Source organism: Streptomyces sp. NPDC030296 (assembly GCF_055572815.1).
Window position 1 is genome coordinate 778,844 of record NZ_JBVICQ010000001.1, and the last position, 18,868, is coordinate 797,711.

Consider the following 18,868-nt stretch of genomic DNA (forward strand, 5'->3'; position numbering starts at 1 on the left):
GACCGCGGTACCCGCTTCCGGGGCACCGCGGTCACATGATCCGGCCGCTACTTCTTGCCGCCGCCCTCGTCGTCCCCGCCACCCGCGCCGAGCGAGTCGAAGATCTCCTTGCACATGGGGCACACGGGGTACTTCTTCGGGTCGCGACCCGGTACCCACACCTTCCCGCACAACGCCACGACGGGCGTGCCGTCGAGCGCGCTCGCCATGATCTTGTCCTTCTGGACGTAGTGGGCGAAGCGCTCGTGGTCACCGTCGCCGTGCGACACCTGCGGCGTCGGCTCGACGAGGGTCCCCGTACCAGTACCGCGCTCGGGCTCAAGAGTGCTCATGCCGCCAAGGGTACTGGGGCTCGCGCGCATCAGTTGAGCGAAGGGTCGTCGGGGTACGTGGCCACCATCGCGAGTTCACTGCGCTGGCGGCGCAGGACCTCCCGCCAGAGCCGTTCGGGCGAGGGGGACGACACGTCGCCGGGTTCCGACTCGACGACGTACCAGGCGCCCTCGACCAGTTCGTCCTCCAACTGGCCGGGGCCCCAGCCCGCGTAGCCGGCGAAGATCCGCAGCGAGCCGAGCGCCGAGGCGAGGAGCTCCGGCGGGGCCTCCAGGTCGACGAGCCCGATCGCGCCGTGGACGCGCCGCCAGCCGAGCGGGGCCCGGTCGACGGGGCCGCCGCCGGGTATCACGGCGACGCCGAGCGCCGAGTCCAGGGACACCGGGCCGCCCTGGAAGACGACCCCGGGTTCGCCGGCGAGTTCCGCCCAGCCCTCCAGGATGTCCCCGACGTCCACCGGGGTGGGGCGGTTGAGGACCACCCCGAGCGAGCCCTCCTCGTCGTGGTCGAGGAGCAGCACCACAGCGCGGTCGAAGTTCGGGTCCGCCAGGGCGGGCGTGGCCACGAGCAGCCGCCCTGTGAGCGAGGACACCTCGGTCATGCCAGACATGATCCCGCATCCTGCCCGTGCGCGGGGAGCCAATGCCGGGAGCGGAGTGAACGCAGCTCAGGGCGCACCGGTGCGGAGCCCGCGCACAGCCGGTTCGGTGACCCCATGTGCCCGGCCGTGGACGGTTCGTGTTGTGGCGAACTCATGACGTGTCTGAGAAGTACTCGGGCTTACGGAAGGGGGGTGGGCGGCGTTTACGCTAGCCCTTCCGGCCCACGCCGAAACGGCTCCCGCACAACGGGAAAACCGGTCGGCCCCCCACGCCGTAACGCCCTCTGCCCTACTCCACGGAACGCGAGATTCATGACCGTCAACGGCTCTGACGACGTACTGCTTGTACACGGCGGCACCCCGCTCAGTGGCGAGATCCGTGTCCGCGGTGCGAAGAACCTCGTACCCAAGGCCATGGTCGCCGCGCTGCTCGGCAGTGGTCCGAGCCGGCTGCGCAACGTCCCCGACATCCGCGACGTGCGGGTGGTGCGTGGACTGCTCCAGCTGCACGGCGTGACGGTCCGCCCTGGGGACGAACCGGGCGAGCTGGTGATGGACCCGACGAACGTGGAGAGCGCGAACGTCGCCGACATCGACGCCCACGCGGGCTCCTCGCGCATCCCGATCCTGTTCTGCGGCCCGCTGCTGCACCGGATCGGCCACGCCTTCATCCCCGGTCTCGGCGGCTGCGACATCGGTGGCCGGCCGATCGACTTCCACTTCGAGGTGCTGCGGCAGTTCGGCGCGAAGATCGAGAAGCGGGAGGACGGCCAGTACCTGGAGGCTCCGCGGCGGCTGCGCGGTACGAAGATCCGGCTGCCGTACCCGTCGGTCGGCGCGACGGAGCAGGTGCTGCTCACGGCCGTCCTCGCGGAGGGCGTGACGGAGCTGTCGAACGCGGCGATCGAGCCGGAGATCGAGGACCTCATCTGCGTCCTGCAGAAGATGGGCGCCATCATCGCGATGGACACCGACCGCACGATCCGCATCACCGGTGTGGACTCGCTCGGCGGCTACACCCACAAGGCCCTCCCGGACCGTCTGGAGGCCGCCTCCTGGGCGTCCGCCGCGCTGGCGACGGAGGGTGACATATACGTCCGGGGCGCCCAGCAGCGTTCCATGATGACGTTCCTGAACACCTACCGGAAGGTGGGTGGCGCGTTCGAGATCGACGACGAGGGCATCCGCTTCTGGCACCCCGGCGGCCAGCTGAAGTCGATCGCCCTGGAGACGGACGTCCACCCCGGTTTCCAGACCGACTGGCAGCAGCCGCTGGTGGTGGCCCTGACGCAGGCCACGGGCCTGTCGATCATCCACGAGACGGTCTACGAGTCCCGGCTGGGCTTCACGTCCGCGCTGAACCAGATGGGCGCGCACATCCAGCTCTACCGAGAGTGCCTCGGCGGCTCCGACTGCCGCTTCGGGCAGCGGAACTTCCTGCACTCCGCGGTCGTGTCGGGCCCGACGAAGCTCCAGGGCGCCGACCTGGTCATCCCCGACCTCCGCGGCGGCTTCTCGTACCTGATCGCGGCCCTCGCCGCCCAGGGCACGTCCCGCGTCCACGGCATCGACCTCATCAACCGCGGCTACGAGAACTTCATGGAGAAGCTCATGGAGCTGGGCGCGAAGGTCGAGCTGCCGGGCAAGGCGCTCGGCTGACGCCGCGGCCGCGCGGCCCCGCCACCACACACGGCAGCGCCGCTCCCTGCCGGGGGTCCGGGGGTCGCCCCCCGGACGGACACAGCATGGAGAAGCTCATGGAGCTCGGCGCGAAGGTGGAACTGCCGGCAGGCACTCGGCTGACGCGCTGCCCGTCGGGGTGAGGCGCTGCCCGAGAAACGCCTGTGGGGCGGTCTCCCGGTGTCGGGAGGCCGCCCCACTGGCGTTACCGGGCCTCGTACGCCGCCGTGCGGCATACGGGCGGCGGGATCACTTGCCCTTGGCGGCTTCCTTGAGCTTGCTGCCCGCGGAGACCTTGACGCTGTAGCCGGCGGGAATCTGGATCGGGTCGCCGGTCTGCGGGTTGCGCGCGGTGCGAGCGGCACGGTGGGTGCGCTCGAAGGTCAGGAAACCGGGGATGGTGACCTTCTCGTCGCCCTTGGAGACGATGTCACCGACGACGTCGGCGAACGCGGCCAGCACGGCGTCGGCGTCCTTGCGGGTCACCTCGGCGCGGTCGGCCAGCGCGGCCACCAGCTCACTGCGGTTCATTTTGTTACTCCCGTGTTCTTCTTGCCGTTGAGGCGGACCCGGGTCCGTCGTCAGACCCTCGCGCCCAGGGACGCATCCTGCACTCACCTGCGGCGGGAAAGCCAATCCGGCACCCATGGGAGTCACACGAACACCCATGGGAGTCACACCAAAAGCGCCATGTCCACGCCGGTCCCGCTCGGCCCGCCACGACGGCGGACTGGCCGCCACCCTAGGCGTACGTACGGCCCGGACCCCAGCGACGCGCCGGGATCCGGGCCCATCGTGGTGACTGTCACAGTACGGCCGGAGCCGCTGTCAGGCCACCCTCGACCGGGGTCAGGCGGTGGCGCCGGCGGCCTTCGCGGCCTCGCGGACCGCGCCGGCGACCGCTCCCGCGACCTTGTCGTTGAAGACGCTCGGGATGATGTAGTTCGGGTTCAGCTCGTCCTCGGTGACGACGTCGGCGAGGGCCTTCGCTGCGGCGATCATCATCTCCGTGTTGACGGTGCGGGACTGGGCGTCGAGGAGACCGCGGAAGACACCCGGGAAGACCAGCACGTTGTTGATCTGGTTCGGGAAGTCGGAGCGGCCGGTGGCCACGACGGCCGCCGTCTGACGGGCCACCGCGGGGTCGACCTCGGGGTCCGGGTTCGCGAGCGCGAACACGATCGCGTTGTCGGCCATGGCGGCCACGTCGTCGCCGTCGAGGACGTTCGGGGCGGAGACGCCGATGAAGACGTCCGCGTCGCGCACGGCCTCCTTCAGCGTGCCGGTGAGGCCCTCGGGGTTGGTGTTGTCGGCGATCCAGCGCAGCGGGGAGTCGGCGGCGGCGTCGACCAGGTCCGCGCGGTCGCAGTGCACGACACCGTGGATGTCGGCGACGACGGCGTTCTTCACACCGGCGGCGATGAGCAGCTTGAGGATGGCCGTACCGGCCGCGCCGGCGCCGGACATGACGACGCGGATGTCGCCGATCCCCTTGCCCGCCACGCGAAGTGCGTTGGTGAGTGCGGCGAGCACGACGATCGCGGTGCCGTGCTGGTCGTCGTGGAAGACGGGGATGTCGAGGGCCTCGCGCAGCCGGGCCTCGATCTCGAAGCAGCGGGGCGCGGAGATGTCCTCCAGGTTGATGCCCGCGAAGCCGGGGGCGATCGCCTTGACGATCTCGACGATCGCGTCGGTGTCCTGGGTGTCGAGGCAGAGCGGCCAGGCGTCGATGCCGGCGAACCGCTTGAAGAGGGCCGCCTTGCCCTCCATGACGGGCAGCGCGGCCTTGGGACCGATGTTGCCGAGACCGAGGACGGCGGAGCCGTCCGTCACGACCGCAACGGAGTTGCGCTTGATGGTGAGGCGGCGGGCGTCCTCGGGGTTCTCGGCGATCGCCATGCAGACGCGGGCCACACCCGGCGTGTAGATCATCGAGAGGTCGTCACGGTTGCGGATGGGGTGCTTGGACGCCATCTCGATCTTGCCGCCGAGGTGCATCAGGAACGTACGGTCGGAGACCTTGCCGAGCGTCACGCCCTCGATGCCGCGCAGCTGCTCGACGATCTCGTCGGCGTGCGCGGTGGAGGTCGCGGCGATGGTGACGTCGATGCGGAGCTTCTCGTGGCCGGAGGCGGTCACGTCGAGGCCGGTCACCGAGCCTCCGTGGGACTCGACGGCCCCGGTGAGCTGGGAGACCGCGGTTCCGCTCGCGGGCACCTCCAGCCGGACCGTCATCGAGTAGGAGACGCTGGGCGCCGTTGCCATGGCCGACTTCCTCTGCTTTCGCTACTGCGTTTGTGCGTTTTGCCGTCCGATCGTCGCACCTACCACCGAGTAGGCGTTAGCCCGGTGGGATTGAGAACGTTTTGTTCTCAACAGAAAGAGGTCCACGTCACAGGGACGTGGACCTCTCGCGTACCACTCGCGTCTGAGTGGCACCGACCCGCCATGCTCGCCTCGCGGCAAGTGGTCGCTCTGAGCGACGAAGGTTGGGCCCGGGGGCTTGGATCGAGCCGGTGCCGTATTCAGGTTAACAGGGCGCCCGCCAACTCGGGGAGTTGCTGATGCGTCAGCGGGTTCTTAAGGGGCGCGGGGAACTGCGCGAGAAGCCCCACGCGCCCGCAGCCGACCGACTACCCACTCAGTCCCGCAACAGGTCGGGGACCCCGTCCGCGTCCGGGTCGTCCCGCTCCGCCGAGACGACCGTCAGCTGCTGCGTCGCCCGGGTGAGTGCGACGTACAACACACGCAGCCCCGCCGGGCTCTCGTCGGCGATCTCCGCCGGGGAGACGACCACCGTCGCGTCGTACTCCAGGCCCTTCGCCTCCAGGCTGCCGAGGGCGACGACGCGGTCGCCGAGGCCGGCCAGCCAGCGCGCGGCCTCCTCGCGGCGGTTCATCGCGACGACCACGCCGACCGTCCCGTCGACGAGGTCCAGCAGCCGTGCGGCCTCCCCGCGGACCGTGCGGGCCAGGGTGTCGCGCTGGGCGGTGACGAAGCGGGGCTCGACGCCGGTGGAGCGGACCGCGGACGGGGACTCGGAGCCCGGCATCGCCAGCGCCAGCACCTTCGCCGCCAGTTCGGCGATCTCGGCCGGGTTGCGGTAGTTGACGGTGAGGGTGAAGCGGCGGCGCGGGCGGGTGCCGAGCGCATCGTCGCGGGCCTCGGCCGCCTCGTCGGGGTCGGACCAGGAGGACTGCGCGGGGTCGCCCACGACCGTCCAGGTGGCGTGCCGGCCGCGGCGGCCCACCATGCGCCACTGCATCGGGGTCAGGTCCTGCGCCTCGTCGACGATGATGTGCGCGTACTCGGTGCGTTCCTGGGCCAGCCGCTCGGCGCGCTCGCGCTGGGTCTCCTCGCGCACCGGCATCAGCTCCTCCAGGCCCGTGAGCTGGTCGAGCGGGTCGAGTTCGCGCTTCTTGCGGGGGCGGGCGGGCATGCCGAGGATCGCCTGGAGCTCGTCGAGCATGGCGACGTCGTGGACCGAGAGGCCGTCCCGCTTGAGGGAGCGGGCGACCCGGCGGACCTCGCCGGGGTTGAGGACGCGCCGGGCCCAGCGGCCGAGGCGGCGCTCGTCGGCCATGGCGGTGAGGACCGCGCGGGGCGTCAGCTCGGGCCACCAGGCGTCGAGGAACGCGATGAAGTCGTCCTCGCTCGTGATGTCCTCGTCGAAGGAGGAGCGGAGCTCGGCGGCGAGTTCGGGGTCCGTGTGCCGTCCCGCGGCGCCCGAGCGGTCCCACAGGGCGTCGAGGAGGAGCTTTCGGGCGCGGGGGCGCAGCAGGTTGACGGGGGCCGTGCCGCCGAGCGCGTTGCGACGGACGTGGTCCAGTTCCTCGGCCTCCAGCTCCAGCCGCCGGCCGAAGGCGACGACACGCAGCCGGGTGGGCGCGTCGCTCCGCTCCAGCGCGCCCCGGGCGGCCTTCCGCAGCACCTTGAGCATGCGGTACGAGCCCTTGGCGCGGGCCACGGCCGGGGAGTCGTACAGGGTGGCCTCCACGCCGTCGACGAGGGAGCCGATGGCGCGGATGGCGACCTGGCCCTCCTCGCCGAGCGAGGGCAGGACGCCCTCGGTGTACGCGACGAGCAGCGGGGTCGGGGAGACGATGAGGATGCCGCCCGCGTACCGACGCCGGTCCTGGTAGAGGAGGTACGCGGCGCGGTGCAGGGCGACGGCCGTCTTGCCGGTGCCGGGCCCGCCCTCGACGTACGTCACGGAGGCGGCGGGGGCGCGGATCACCAGGTCCTGCTCGGCCTGGATGGAGGCGACGATGTCCCGCATGGTGTGGCTGCGGGCCTGGCCGAGGGCGGCCATCAGTGCGCCGTCGCCGATGACGGGCAGCTCGTGGCCGTCGAGGCGCGCCGTCAGCTCGGGGCGCATCAGGTCGTCCTCGACGCCGAGCACCCTGCGCCCCTTGGAGCGGATGACGCGGCGGCGGACGACCCGGCCCGGGTCGACGGGGGTCGAGCGGTAGAAGGGGGCGGCGGCGGGGGCCCGCCAGTCGATGACCAGCGGCGCGTACTCGGAGTCGAGGACACCGATGCGGCCGATGTGCAGGGTCTCGGCGATGTCGGCGGTGTTGTCGGGGCGGACCGCGCCCTCGGCGGGCTCGACGGCGGTGTACGCGCCGTCGGGGCCCTTCTTGCCGTCCTTGCCGAGGAGGAGGTCGATACGGCCGAAGAGGAAGTCCTCGAACTCGTTGTTCAGCCGGTTCAGATGGATGCCCGCGCGGAAGACCTGGGCGTCCCGCTCGGCGAGCGCGCCGGGGGTGCCGACCTGGCCGCGCTTGGCCGCGTCGTTCATCAGGAACTCCGCCTCGTGGATCTTCTCCTCGAGACGCCGGTACACCCGGTCCAGATGTTCCTGTTCGACGCCGATCTCCCGCTCACGGACGGAGTCGTGAGCGGAGTCGAGCGTTTCCTGCTGAACCTGAGCGGCCACCCGGGCCCCCTTCTGACGTGCTGGGCAGCCGTCCACCGTACGCGACGGTAGCCCTCCGGGGGAACAGCCGGTGCCCCGCGCCCCCGAAAGACGAGGGGACGCGGGGCACCGGTCGGTTACGCCTCGACCTGGACCAGCTTCTTGCCGGAGAAGGTCAGGACCTCGAAGTGGTCGATCTCGTCCGGGGTGAAGGCGGCGCCGCCCTCGACGTAGAGCGGGTTCCTGGCCTGCTCCGTCTTGGCGTTCTTGATGCCGTAACCCCAGGTCGGGACGGACCAGGAGGTGACCGTCTCGCGCTCGCCGTTCTTGCCGACGGCGATCAGCGAGCACTTCTCCGGGCCCTTGACGTTCTTCAGCTCCAGGACGGCGTGGGTGCCCCACGCCTTCTCCTGGGTGGCGACCGTCGCGCTGACCTGGCTGGCCGCGTCCGTGGACGAGACCTTGTCCTTGGACGTGATCCCCATGAAGGCGTCCTTGGCCGGGTTGGCGGCCAGCGGCGTGGCCGTCTTGCCGTCGTCGCCTCCGCCGGCCGTCGCGAACACCGCGGTGGGACCCGCGATGATCGCCGCGATACCGGCCGCCAGCATGAAGAAGTTGCGCCGGCTCTTCTTGGCCCGGTGCTGGACGACCTCGCCGACCAGCCGGTCCGAGAGCTTGGTGCTCGGTTTCGCCGCCAGGGACTCGCCGATCGCCGGTGTCCCCTGCGCCGCGGGCAGATCGGCGAGGGCGGCCAGCATGGGTTCCATGCCGGCCAGCTCGTCGAGCTGCTGACCGCACCACTCGCACGTGGCGAGATGGGCCTCGAATTGTGTGGCCTCGGCGTCGTCCAGTATCCCGAGGGCGTACGCGCCGACGGTTTCGTGGATGTTGTCGCCGGAACCTTGGGCTCCTTGCACAGACCCGGGCATTCCCGGTCCATACCCCCCGTAGATGTTGCTCATGCCGTCACCCCGCGCTCCTCCAGAGCCAGCTTCATCGACCGCAGGGCGTAGAACACCCGGGAGCGGACGGTTCCACTGGGGATGCCAAGCGTCTCGGCCGCCTCATTGACCGTACGCCCTTTGAAATAGGTCTCGACCAGGACTTCCCTGTGGGCAGGGGTCAGGTCGTCCAGCGCGTCCGACAGTGTCATCAGCCACAACGCCTTGTCGATCTCGTCCTCCGCGGGGATGACCTCCAGCGGCGACGGGTCGACCTCCTGCGGCCGGGCCTGCCGGCTGCGGTGGCCGTCGATGACGATACGGCGTGCGACCGTCACCAGCCAGGGGCGTACCGATCCGGTCGCTCGATCGAGCTGACCGGCGTTCTTCCAGGCCCTGATGAGAGTTTCCTGCACAACGTCCTCGGCGCGTTGGCGGTCGCCCGCGACCAGACGCAGCACGTACGCGAGCAAGGGTCCAGCGTGCTCGCGGTACAGCGCGCGCATCAGCTCCTCGTCTGGCTCTGAGGGCTGCGACGCGCGATGTCGTGCCCTGTGCGGGCGGTCATCGGCCACAGCGGAATCCTTGCGCACGGCTACCTCCGGTGTCCGGGGGTTCCCCCAGTCGGTCGCTCACATCGGGATACGTAGGTAACCAGTTGTGTGTTCAGAGTTGAGCCACAACTTTCTCGATTAAACGCGGGGTTGGTGGGACCCCTGAGGGACAAGAGCGCCCAAACCGGTTCCAAAACCTGCGCCGGAGGGCGGGAATTGTGAAGATGTGGATCTCACGGTGTGAAAAACAGCACTGCTGCTTCTTTACGCGAGCGGGCCGCTTGCCCAACTGCTAGGCGGTGCAAGGGGGATGGGCAATCCGCCGCCAAGCGGGGAGAAGTGGGGCGGAAGGTACGCGGTCTACGCGCGTGAAAGGGCCGCGCGGCGGCGATGCCGGGCCACGCGTTCGCGGTTGCCGCAGATCTCGCTGGAGCACCAGCGGCGGCGCCGGCCCCGGGACGTGTCGACGTACACGAGGGGGCAGTTGTCGCCGGCGCACTGGCGCAGGCTCGCGCAGGCGACGGGGTCGGTGAGCAACTCGACGGTGTCGCGGGCGACGACCGCGAGGAGGGCGGCGCGGTCGGGGGTCTGCGCGAGGGCGCGGACGAGGACGCCGGTGTCCGTGCGGACGGCCCGGAGGGCCGGGGGCGCGGGTCTCGCCAGGTCGTTGATCCGGGCGAGGGAGGCGTCGTACGCGTCGGGGTCGGGCCGGGTGCTGGGGGACGCCGCCGGGTGGACCAACCCGGCTATGTGGCCGCGCAGTTCCCGGAAGGCGGGGAGCCAGTCGGGGGTGATGTGGTCGAGGGGGGTGTCCACGGGGACGAGGGCGGCGGTGGTGATCCAGCGACGCAGGTGTGCGGGGGTGGTGAGTTGCTCCTCGGGGTGGGTGGTGGCGAGGAGGTCCAGACAGAGATGGCCGCAGTCGAAGCGGGGGGTGTAGGACATGGGCCTGTCACCGCCTAGGGGTCACCGCGTCGGGGGGGCTCAGGTGTTCGTACCCGCTGCGGTGCGGTGTCGCACTTGGGCGGGCCCCTATGAACTCGGGGGCACTGTTGTCGGGCGACTGCGGGTGGTGCGTGGTTTCTCGCGCGGTTCCCCACGCCCCTGAAGGAGCGGGCCTGCGGCCCGCCCTTCATGAAAAGCACGGGGCGCAGCCCCGGGCGCTTTCCAGGGGCGCGGGGAACCGCGCGAACACCCCCACTCACCCGCAGCCGCGCCCGCCAGAACCACCCGCACCCCCGGGTTACTAGGCGCCCGGCGTCCCGTACTTCGTGTCGGCGGCCGGGTCCAGCGCCAGCCGGTACCCCCGCTTCACCACCGTCTGGATGAGCTTCGGCGCACCCAACGCCGTGCGCAGGCGGGCCATCGCCGTCTCCACGGCGTGTTCGTCGCGGCCCGCGCCGGGGAGGGCCTTGAGGAGTTCGGAGCGGGGGACGACCCAGCCGGGGCGGCGGCCCAGCGAGCGGAGCAGGGACATGCCGGCGGGCGGCACGGGCCGCAGGGCGCCGTCGACCAGCACCGCGTGGCCGCGGATCTCCACACGGTGGCCGGCGATGGGCAGGGTGCGGGCGCGGGACGGGAGTTCCTGGCAGAGGAGTTGGACGAGGGGGCCGAGGCGGAACCGTTCGGGCTGGACGGTGTCGATGCCGTGGGCCTGGAGGGGAAGGGCCGTCACCGGGCCGACGCAGGCGGGGAGGACGTCGTGGTGGAGGGCGTTCAGCAGTTCCGGGAGGAGCCCCTTGGCCTCGGCGCGGGACAGCAGCGAGGCCGCGGCGGGCGCGCTGGTGAAGGTGAGGGCGTCGATGCCGCGGCCGACGGTCGCTTCGAGGAGGCGGTCGACCGGGGTGAGGTCCTCCGGCGGCAGCCAGCGGTAGACGGGGACGCCGACGACCTCCGCTCCGGCGGCCCGCAGCGACTCCACGAAGCCGGGGAGGGGTTCGCCGTGGAGCTGGACGGCGATGCGGCGGCCCTCGACACCGTGCTCCAGCAGCCGGTCCAGTACCTCCGCCATCGATTCGGAGGAGGGGGACCACTCCTCGGTGAGGCCCGCGGCGCGCACCGCGCCCTTCACCTTCGGTCCGCGCGCCAGGACTTCGACGCCCCGGAGGCGGTCCAGGAGGGACTCGCCGAGGCCCCAGCCGTCGGCCGCCTCGATCCAGCCGCGGAAACCGATGGCGGTGGTGGCCACCACGATGTCGGGTGCCTGGGCGAGGAGGTCCTTGGTGGCGGCGAGCAGTTCGCTGTCGTCGGAGAGCGGCACGATGCGGAGGGCCGGCGCGTGGAGGACGGACGCTCCGCGGCGCTGGAGCAGGGCCCCCAGTTCGTCGGCGCGGCGCGCGGCTGTCACGCCCACCGTGAACCCCGCCAGGGGGCCGTGGTCTGGTCGCTGCTGTTCGTCGTACATGGCTCTCGTCCCGCCCGAGTCGTAGTACCTGGCTCTGGCACCTACATGCCGAACGAGCCTGTCAACGCTGCGTGACAGGCTCGGTTCGGGTTGATGTCGCTGGTGTTACGTCGCACGTCTCACGCCATGGGTGATGTCACACCTCGGCGTAGCTGAGCTGCGGCTTCGCCTCCGTCTCGGCGGTCGCCGTGACCGCCTGGCCGGCCGGCCGGCGAAGGTATACGGCCCAGGTCACCGCGAAGCAGAGCCCGTAGAAGGCGAGGAAGCTGATGAAGGCGCCGGTGCCGGAGCCGACCGTGAGGAAGGACTGGCGGAAGGCCAGGTTGATGCCGAGGCCGCCGAGCGCGCCCACCGCGCCGATGATGCCCATGGTGGCGCCGGAGAGACGGCGTCCGTAGGCGGCGGCCTCCTCGCCCCGCAGCCCCTTGGCGAGGGCCTTGGCCTGGAAGATGCCCGGGATCATCTTGAAGGTGGAGCCGTTGCCGAGGCCGCTGAGGACGAAGAGCGCGATGAACGCCGTGGTGAACAGCGGCAGCGACTTCTGCATGGAGGCGATGACGATGACACCGGTGGCGCCGGCCATGGCGACGTAGTTCCACAGCGTGATCTTCGCGCCGCCGTACTTGTCGGCGAGTGCGCCGCCCACGGGCCGGATCAGCGAGCCGAGCAGCGGGCCGATGAAGGTGACGTACGCGGCCTGCAGGGGCGTACGGCCGAACTGGGTCTGCAGGACGAGGCCGAAGGCGAAGCTGTAGCCGATGAAGGAGCCGAAGGTGCCGATGTAGAGGAAGGACATGATCCAGGTGTGGGCCTCCTTCACGGCGTCCTTGGCGGCACCGGTGTCGTTCTTCACGGAGGCGATGTTGTCCATCCTGAGCCAGGCGAGGACCGCGGCGAGGAGGATGAACGGGATGTAGATCCCGAGCAGGACGCGCGGGCCGCCGCTGGCGCCGATGACGGCGAGACCGATGAGCTGCACGACCGGGACGCCGATGTTGCCGCCGCCCGCGTTGAGGCCGAGCGCCCAGCCCTTCTTCCGCAGCGGGAAGAAGGCGTTGATGTTGGTCATGGAGGAGGCGAAGTTGCCGCCGCCGATGCCGGCGAGCATCGCGCAGATCAGGAACGTGTTGAACGAGGTCCCCGGTTCCATCACCACGAAGGCGGCGACGGTCGGGACGAGCAGCAGGCTCGCCGAGACGACCGTCCAGTTGCGTCCGCCGAAGATCGCCACCGCGAAGGTGTACGGGACGCGCACGATGGCGCCGACCAGGGTGGCCATCGACACGATGAAGAACTTGTCGGCCGGGGTGAGCCCGTACTCGGGGCCCATGAAGAGGACCATCACCGACCAGACGGTCCAGATGGAGAAGCCGATGTGCTCGGAGAGGACCGAGAAGATCAGATTGCGGCGGGCGACCTTCTCGCCGGTCTCGTTCCAGAAGGTCTCGTCCTCCGGATCCCAGTGCTGGATCCAGCGGCCTCCCCTACTGGCAGCGGGGGCTGTGCTCGGGGCTGTCATGACGCCTCCACGGTTCTCCGGGCTCGAACTTGCTGGGGGGATGGCTTATGCGTCCGAAGGTAGGGAGGGCGCGTTTCCGTGCTGTGGCACCGGGTGACCGGAAAGGAACTTTGCTCTCACCGCGCCGTGGGCCCGCCGGTGAGGAAAGCGCTCACCCGGCCGGGCCCCGCGGCGCACCCGCTCAGTCAGCCACAACCCCCAGTGCCCCGTCCAGATAGAGCTTGCGGCAGCCCCTGCGCTGGACCTTCCCGCTGGTGGTACGGGGCAGGGCACCCCTGCGTATCACCACGACCTCGTCGACCCGCAGCCGCTGTCCGTCGTGCACGGCCGCCCCGACGCGTTCGCGCAGCTCGCCCGCCCCGACCTCGCGGAGGACCCGTCCGTCGGTCTCGACGACCACCACCAGCCGTTCCCGCTCCCCGTCGTCCACGGAGAACGCCGCCGCGCAGTTCGGCCGCAGCCCCGGCACCGCCGACTCCGCGGACAGCTCGATGTCCTGGGGGTAGAAGTTGCGGCCGTTGCGGATGATGACGTCCTTCAGGCGTCCCGCGACGAACAGTTCCCCTTCGTGGAGGAAGCCCAGGTCGCCCGTCCGGAGACAGGGGCTCGCACCGCTCTCGCCGGCGACGCGGCCTCCGAACGCCTCCTGGGTCTCCTGCGGGCGTTCCCGGTAGCCGAGGGCTACGCACGGGCCGTTGATCCAGATCTCGCCGAGGCGGCCGGGTTCGCGGGGTGTGCGCGTGGCCGGGTCGATCACGCGGACCCGGGTGGTCGCCGAGGGGAAGCCGGAGCCGACCAGCGGCTGGGCGTCGGACGCCGTCTCCGCCACGATCTCCAGGCGGCCGTCCTTGAGGGCCGTCGAGGACACCCACAGCACGGTGGGCGGCCGGTCCGCGGGGCTCGCCGTCGCCTTGAGGGTGTTCTCGGCCAGCCCGTAGCCGGGGGTCATGGCCTCGGGGGCGAACCCGTACGGGGCGAACGTCTCGGTGAAGTCCCGCACCGCCCGCCAGCGCACCGGTTCGGCCCCGTTCGCCGCGACCCGCCACGAGGAGAGGTCCAGGTCGACGTCCCCGGCGTCGCGCAGGGCGCTCACGCACAGCTCGTACGCGAAGCTCGGTGCGGCGGCGTGCGTGCCCCGGTAGGTGGAGAGGGCCTCCAGCCAGCGCAGCGGGCGGCGGATGAAGGCGGCCGGCTCCATGAGGTAGGCGGGGATGCCGGAGCACAGGGGCAGCAGGACGCCGAACAGCATGCCCATGTCGTGGAAGAGGGGCAGCCAGGAGACGACGACGCCGTCGCGACCGGTGGGCCAGATGTCCTCGGTCTCGGAGACGTTGGCGAGGAAGTTGGCGTGGGAGACCATCACGCCCTTGGGGTCCCCGGTGGAGCCGGAGGTGTACTGCAGCAGGGCGATGTCGTCGGGGAGCGGGGCAGGGCCGTTCCAGTCGACCGGGGTGGTGGGCAGGGCCTCGGTGTCGACCAGGGTGAGGCCGGCCAGTTCGGGGAGGTCGGCGAACTGCCGCTCCAGGTCGGCCTTGAGGGCCGTGGTGGTGAGGATGGTGGTCGTGCCCGCGTCGTCGGCGATCCGGCGCAGCCGCTGGACGCCGCGCCGGCGGGTGGGGACCTGGACGGGGGCGGCGGCGACCCGGGCGTACATGCAGCCCAGCAGCGACCTGATGAACTCCAGGCCCGAGGGATACAGGAGCAGGGCGCTGTCGCCCGCTGCGAGCCCGGCCGCCGCGAGGGCCGCGGCCCGGGTGTGGGCGTCGGTCTCCAACTGCCGGTAGGTGAGGGAGCCGTCGGGGGTCTCGCCCTCGCGGAGGTGGATGTACGCGATCTCGTCGGGCTGTCTGACGCTGCGCAGGTGCAGGGCCTCGGTCACCGTGGTGACGAAGGTGGCGCGGGGCGGGATGAGCGTGCCGGCAAGAGCCATGGTGATGGTCCTTTTCTTCGGTCGTGGCTGAGGTGCGACTTCAGGAAGGGACCGCGACGGTGGGGGTCGGGAGGGGGCCGAGGCGTGCGCGGGGTGGGGGCCCTGCCCGGCGGCCTGGGGAGCCGCCGGACGGGGCCGTCGTTTCGGTGGGTCAGTCCACGAGGGACGGTTCGCGCCGGCGCTGGTGCGGGACCGCCCCGCGCCGGCCGGTGGCGAGCTTGGCGCCCTCGACGTCCATGTCGGGCAGGACGGCGTCCAGCCAGCGGGGCAGCCACCAGGCGGAGCGGCCGAGGAGCGCGAGGACGGCGGGCACGATGGCCATCCGGACGACGAAGGCGTCGAAGAGGACGGCGACGGCGAGGCCGAAGCCGATCATCTTGACGAAGTCGTTGGCGTCGAGGATGAAGCCGGAGAAGACGCTCGCCATGATGATCGCGGCGGCGGCGACCACCCGGCCGCCGTGCCGGAAGCCGGTGACGACCGCGTCGCCGGGGTGCTCGCCGTGGACGAAGGCCTCACGCATCCGGGTGACGAGGAAGACCTCGTAGTCCATGGCGAGACCGAAGACCACGCCGATCATGAAGATCGGCATGGTGCTCATGATCGGTCCGGGCTGGTCGATGCCGAAGACGTCCTTGAGCCAGCCCCACTGGAAGACGGCCACGACGGCGCCGAGTGCCGCGGTCACCGACAGCAGGAACCCGAGGGCCGCCTTCAGCGGGACCAGGACCGAGCGGAAGACGAGGACGAGCAGGACGAAGGCGAGTCCGACGACCAGGCCCAGGTACGGGACCATCGCGTCGTCGAGGGTCTCGGAGAAGTCGATGAACAGGGCGGTCTGGCCGGTGACCAGGACGGTCGCGCCGATCTCCTTCTCGAATCCGCCGGCGGCGGCGCGCAGGGAGTGGACCAGCTTCTCGGTCTTCGCGTCGGTCGGGCCGGTCGTCGGGATGACGTTGACCATCGCCGTGTCGCCCGCCTTGTTCACGGTGGCGGGGCTGACGGAGGCGACACCGGCCCGGTCGGCGAGGTCCTTGCCGACGCGCTCGGCGGCGGCCTTGGCGTCCTTGGCCTCGACGGTCAGGAGCAGCGGGCCGTTGAAGCCGGCGCCGAAGGAGTCCGACAGCATGTCGTACGCCTTGCGCTGGGTGGTGTGCTCGGCCATCGTGCCCTCGCCGGGCAGCCCCAGCTCCAGGCTCGCCGCCGGGACGGCGAGGGTGCCGAGGCCGATGACGCCGAGGAGCAGGACGGCGACCGGGTGGCGCAGTACCCAGCCGGCCCAGCGGGAGCCGAGGTTGGGCCGGGCCTTGGCGGCGCGCTTGGCGGCCTTGCGCTGCCGGCGGGCGCTGAGCGGCTTTCCGGAGATCTTCTTGCGCTCGCGGCGGGGCAGCGACTTGAAGGGGGCGTAGCCGAGGAGCGCCGGGACGAAGGTGATGGCGATGAGCACGGCGACGGCGACCGTGCCGGCCGCGGCGAGGCCCATCTTGGTGAGCATCGGGATGTTGACGACGGCGAGGCCGGCGAGGGCGACGATGACGGTCAGGCCCGCGAAGACGACGGCGGATCCCGCGGTGCCGATGGCGCGTCCGGCGGCCTCCTCGCGGTCCCGGCCCTCCAGCATCTCGGAGCGGTAGCGGGAGATGATGAACAGGGCGTAGTCGATGCCGACGGCCAGGCCGATCATCAGGGCCAGGGTGGAGGTCGTGCTGGACAGGCCGAGGGTGGAGCCGAGCGCCGTGATGCCGCAGATGCCGACGCCGACACCGATGACGGCGGTCAGCAGGGACATGCCGGCGGCGACCATCGAGCCGAAGGTCAGCAGCAGGACGACGGCGGAGACCAGGATGCCGAGGGACTCGGCGTTGTTCTTGGCGGCCTCCACGGCGACGGCGTCACCGCCCGCCTCGACGGTCAGTCCGCTCGTGCGGGCGTCGGCCGTGGCCTCGGTGAGGGCGTCCTTCGCCTTGTCGGTCAGCTCGGTGGCGGCGACCTCGTAGAGGACGGTCGCGTAGGCGGTGGTGCCGTCCTTGCTGACGGCACCCGCCTGGTAGGGGTCGGCGACGCCCTTGACCAGGGGCGCCTCGGCGAGGTCGGCGAGGAGCTGCTCGACCTTGGCCTTCTGGGCGGGGTCGGAGACCTTGCCCTCGGGGGCGCGGACGACCACGCGGGCGGTGGCGCCGTCCGCGCTCGCGTCCGGGAAGCGCTCCTTGAGCAGGTCGAAGGCCTTCTGCGACTCGGTGCCCGGCATCGAGAAGGTGTCGGCGGGCGGCGCGGGCGCGGCGGAGGCGGCGTAGCCCACGCCGACCAGGATCAGCAGCCACAACAGTGTTGTCCGGCCTCGCCGTCGGAAGGCGAGTCGGCCCAGTTTGTAGAGGAACGTAGCCACGGCGAAGGGGACTCCCGTCGGGTTCGCTGGGTGGGGGGTCGGAAACTCCGAAAACCCAGGCACCTTAACAAACCGCGTGAGCGGTTTGGTCATTGCAGGGAAGTGTGCGGATCAAACACTTGAACATCCGCATGGCTTCGGGCAGTTGGGTTCTGCCGCAGATGGCCAGGCCAGAGCACCCAGGGGAAGGTCACGGCTGGAGCGGAGGGCGAACGACCACTTTTCGCCAATCTGGAAAACCGCGTGAGCGGTTTGTTAGCGTCCCGGCCAACGTCAGCACCGCCCTACCGAACGAGAGGCCCTTCGCCGTGACCACTTCCCTGGACAGACCTCGGCCGGCACCGCCGGTCAGCGCCGTGCCCGGCGCCAAGGAGTCCCCCGTACGGGCCGAGCGGACCTTCGAGCCCGCGGTGGACGGCCTGCGCGCGATCGCCACGCTGATGGTGCTCGTCGCACACCTCGCGCAGTGGACCGGGGCGCTCATCGACAAGACCGGCAAGCCGGGGCCCTTCGCCCCGGTGATGACGGGCTTCCTGGTGGCGATCCCGATCTTCCTGATCATCAGCGGCTATCTGCTCTACCGCCCCTGGGCCGACGCCGCGCTCGGCGGGCGCAAGGCGCCGAACACGCTGCACTACTACTGGCACCGCGTCCTGCGCATCTTCCCGGCGTACTGGCTGTTCATGGTCACCGCGCTGCTGGTGTTCAACCGGGAGCAGCTCGGCGACGGATGGCGCACGCTGCGGCTGCTGACCGTGCAGCACGTGCAGAACTGGGCGGACCTGCGCACCGATCCGGGCATGACCAACTGGGCGCAGACCTGGAGCCTCGCCACCGAGGTGCACTACTACATCGCGCTGCCCGTGGCGGCGTTCGTGCTGCACCGGGCGCTGAAGGCGACCAAGAGCCTGAAGCTGGCGGGGGCGCTACTCACCGCGGTGATCGTCGCCGACTTCACCTGGCTCGTCGCCACCAGCCCGTCGAGCCCGCTGGGCCCGCCGTCACTGTGGTGGCTGCGCGGCTACCTCGGGTTCCTGGCGGCGGGGATGCTGCTCGCGCTGGTCGCCGCGAAGGCCCGGACCGGCCAGCGGCTGGCGTTCGTGGAGTTCGTGCGGAACAACCCGTGGGCCTTCTGGGGTGCGGCGGCCGTGGCGTTCGCCGTGTCCAACACGGACTGGGCGGGCAGCATCGCCTCGATCGTGCTCACCAAGGAGGAGGCCGCCCTCAAGTACGTGTGCCACATGGTGGTCGCGGTGGGGCTCGCGGCGCCGTTGCTGCTGGCGCAGGGCAGCGGGCCGGAGCGGTTGCTCTCCCGGCCGACGCTCGTGTGGCTCGGGCGGAACTCCTGCGGGATGTTCCTGTGGCACCTGATCATCATGCAGGTCACCGTCTGGTACCTGATGGACAGTGACTTCGGGCAGCTGGGGACGGGGGCGTTCTTCGCTCTGCTGCCGTTCGTGCTGGCGCTGTCGGTGCTGGCCGGCTGGCTGTCGTACACGTTCGTCGAGATGCCGCTGCTGAGGCGGTTCCGCATCCGGTCGCACCGGCCGATCGCGGAACCGGAGAAGCGAACGGCCCGCGTGTGAGCGTGCGCCACGACGT

The 18,868-nt window shown here is 70.9% G+C and carries 14 protein-coding genes; 2 read left to right on the forward strand and 12 right to left on the reverse strand.

Annotation, left to right across the window (positions count from 1 at the left end):
• Positions 1 to 47: 47 nt before the first annotated feature.
• Positions 48 to 332 (reverse strand): DUF3039 domain-containing protein, encoded by a 285-nt coding sequence (locus ACZ4Z3_RS03325; RefSeq protein WP_079054731.1) that lies wholly within the window; start codon positions 330 to 332, stop codon positions 48 to 50.
• 29 nt (positions 333 to 361) lie between these two features.
• Positions 362 to 934 (reverse strand): YqgE/AlgH family protein, encoded by a 573-nt coding sequence (locus ACZ4Z3_RS03330; RefSeq protein ID WP_055512729.1) that lies wholly within the window; start codon positions 932 to 934, stop codon positions 362 to 364.
• 312 nt (positions 935 to 1,246) lie between these two features.
• Here ACZ4Z3_RS03330 and murA point away from each other — a divergent pair, with 312 nt between their 5' ends.
• The gene (gene murA / locus ACZ4Z3_RS03335) at positions 1,247 to 2,593 is read left to right on the forward strand and encodes a UDP-N-acetylglucosamine 1-carboxyvinyltransferase (RefSeq protein ID WP_468499418.1); all 1,347 of its coding nucleotides are present in this window, start codon (positions 1,247 to 1,249) and stop codon (positions 2,591 to 2,593) included.
• Between the two features lie 270 nt (positions 2,594 to 2,863).
• On the opposite strand, the gene ACZ4Z3_RS03340 is transcribed toward murA, so the two are convergent.
• From ACZ4Z3_RS03340 to ACZ4Z3_RS03385, 10 genes are all read right to left on the reverse strand, one after another.
• Positions 2,864 to 3,145, reverse strand: coding sequence for an HU family DNA-binding protein (locus ACZ4Z3_RS03340; protein WP_055512725.1), 282 nt, complete (start codon positions 3,143 to 3,145; stop codon positions 2,864 to 2,866).
• Between the two features lie 318 nt (positions 3,146 to 3,463).
• Entirely contained in the window at positions 3,464 to 4,879 is a 1,416-nt protein-coding gene (locus ACZ4Z3_RS03345) for an NAD-dependent malic enzyme (RefSeq protein ID WP_468499419.1), read from the reverse strand.
• 376 nt (positions 4,880 to 5,255) lie between these two features.
• A complete protein-coding gene (locus ACZ4Z3_RS03350) occupies positions 5,256 to 7,553 on the reverse strand; it encodes a HelD family protein (protein WP_468499420.1) in 2,298 nt (765 codons plus the stop codon).
• Positions 7,554 to 7,669: 116 nt separating this feature from the next.
• A complete protein-coding gene (locus ACZ4Z3_RS03355; RefSeq protein WP_468499421.1) occupies positions 7,670 to 8,494 on the reverse strand; it encodes a zf-HC2 domain-containing protein in 825 nt (274 codons plus the stop codon).
• Positions 8,491 to 9,066, reverse strand: coding sequence for a sigma-70 family RNA polymerase sigma factor (locus ACZ4Z3_RS03360; protein WP_468499422.1), 576 nt, complete (start codon positions 9,064 to 9,066; stop codon positions 8,491 to 8,493). The genes ACZ4Z3_RS03355 and ACZ4Z3_RS03360 overlap by 4 nt, the downstream gene beginning before the upstream one ends.
• Positions 9,067 to 9,387: 321 nt before the next feature.
• Entirely contained in the window at positions 9,388 to 9,972 is a 585-nt protein-coding gene (locus ACZ4Z3_RS03365) for a CGNR zinc finger domain-containing protein (protein WP_468499423.1), read from the reverse strand.
• Between the two features lie 301 nt (positions 9,973 to 10,273).
• Positions 10,274 to 11,431, reverse strand: a complete 1,158-nt coding sequence (locus tag ACZ4Z3_RS03370) for a uroporphyrinogen-III synthase (protein WP_468499424.1) — start codon at positions 11,429 to 11,431, stop codon at positions 10,274 to 10,276.
• 136 nt (positions 11,432 to 11,567) lie between these two features.
• Positions 11,568 to 12,950 (reverse strand): nitrate/nitrite transporter, encoded by a 1,383-nt coding sequence (locus tag ACZ4Z3_RS03375; protein ID WP_468499425.1) that lies wholly within the window; start codon positions 12,948 to 12,950, stop codon positions 11,568 to 11,570.
• 181 nt (positions 12,951 to 13,131) lie between these two features.
• On the reverse strand, positions 13,132 to 14,880 hold the full coding sequence (locus tag ACZ4Z3_RS03380; RefSeq protein ID WP_468499426.1) for a fatty acyl-AMP ligase: 1,749 nt from the start codon (positions 14,878 to 14,880) through the stop codon (positions 13,132 to 13,134).
• Positions 14,881 to 15,031: 151 nt separating this feature from the next.
• Complete coding sequence (locus ACZ4Z3_RS03385) at positions 15,032 to 17,266, reverse strand: MMPL family transporter (RefSeq protein WP_468499427.1); 2,235 nt, start codon at positions 17,264 to 17,266, stop codon at positions 15,032 to 15,034.
• A gap of 308 nt (positions 17,267 to 17,574) precedes the next feature.
• On the opposite strand from ACZ4Z3_RS03385, the gene ACZ4Z3_RS03390 reads away from it, so the two are divergent.
• Complete coding sequence (locus ACZ4Z3_RS03390) at positions 17,575 to 18,852, forward strand: acyltransferase family protein (RefSeq protein ID WP_468499428.1); 1,278 nt, start codon at positions 17,575 to 17,577, stop codon at positions 18,850 to 18,852.
• Positions 18,853 to 18,868 lie beyond the last annotated feature (16 nt).

Excerpts from the sequence above, each read along its gene's own strand:
- ACZ4Z3_RS03325 (WP_079054731.1), bottom strand. The coding sequence starts at position 332 with ATGAGCACTCTTGAGCCCGAGCGCGGTACTGGTACGGGGACCCTCGTC.
- ACZ4Z3_RS03365 (WP_468499423.1), bottom strand. The coding sequence starts at position 9,972 with ATGTCCTACACCCCCCGCTTCGACTGCGGCCATCTCTGTCTGGACCTC.
- ACZ4Z3_RS03380 (WP_468499426.1), bottom strand. The coding sequence starts at position 14,880 with ATGGCTCTTGCCGGCACGCTCATCCCGCCCCGCGCCACCTTCGTCACC.
- ACZ4Z3_RS03330 (WP_055512729.1), bottom strand. The coding sequence starts at position 934 with ATGACCGAGGTGTCCTCGCTCACAGGGCGGCTGCTCGTGGCCACGCCC.
- ACZ4Z3_RS03355 (WP_468499421.1), bottom strand. The coding sequence starts at position 8,494 with ATGAGCAACATCTACGGGGGGTATGGACCGGGAATGCCCGGGTCTGTG.
- murA (WP_468499418.1), top strand. The coding sequence starts at position 1,247 with ATGACCGTCAACGGCTCTGACGACGTACTGCTTGTACACGGCGGCACC.
- ACZ4Z3_RS03370 (WP_468499424.1), bottom strand. The coding sequence starts at position 11,431 with ATGTACGACGAACAGCAGCGACCAGACCACGGCCCCCTGGCGGGGTTC.
- ACZ4Z3_RS03340 (WP_055512725.1), bottom strand. The coding sequence starts at position 3,145 with ATGAACCGCAGTGAGCTGGTGGCCGCGCTGGCCGACCGCGCCGAGGTG.
- ACZ4Z3_RS03345 (WP_468499419.1), bottom strand. The coding sequence starts at position 4,879 with ATGGCAACGGCGCCCAGCGTCTCCTACTCGATGACGGTCCGGCTGGAG.
- ACZ4Z3_RS03375 (WP_468499425.1), bottom strand. The coding sequence starts at position 12,950 with ATGACAGCCCCGAGCACAGCCCCCGCTGCCAGTAGGGGAGGCCGCTGG.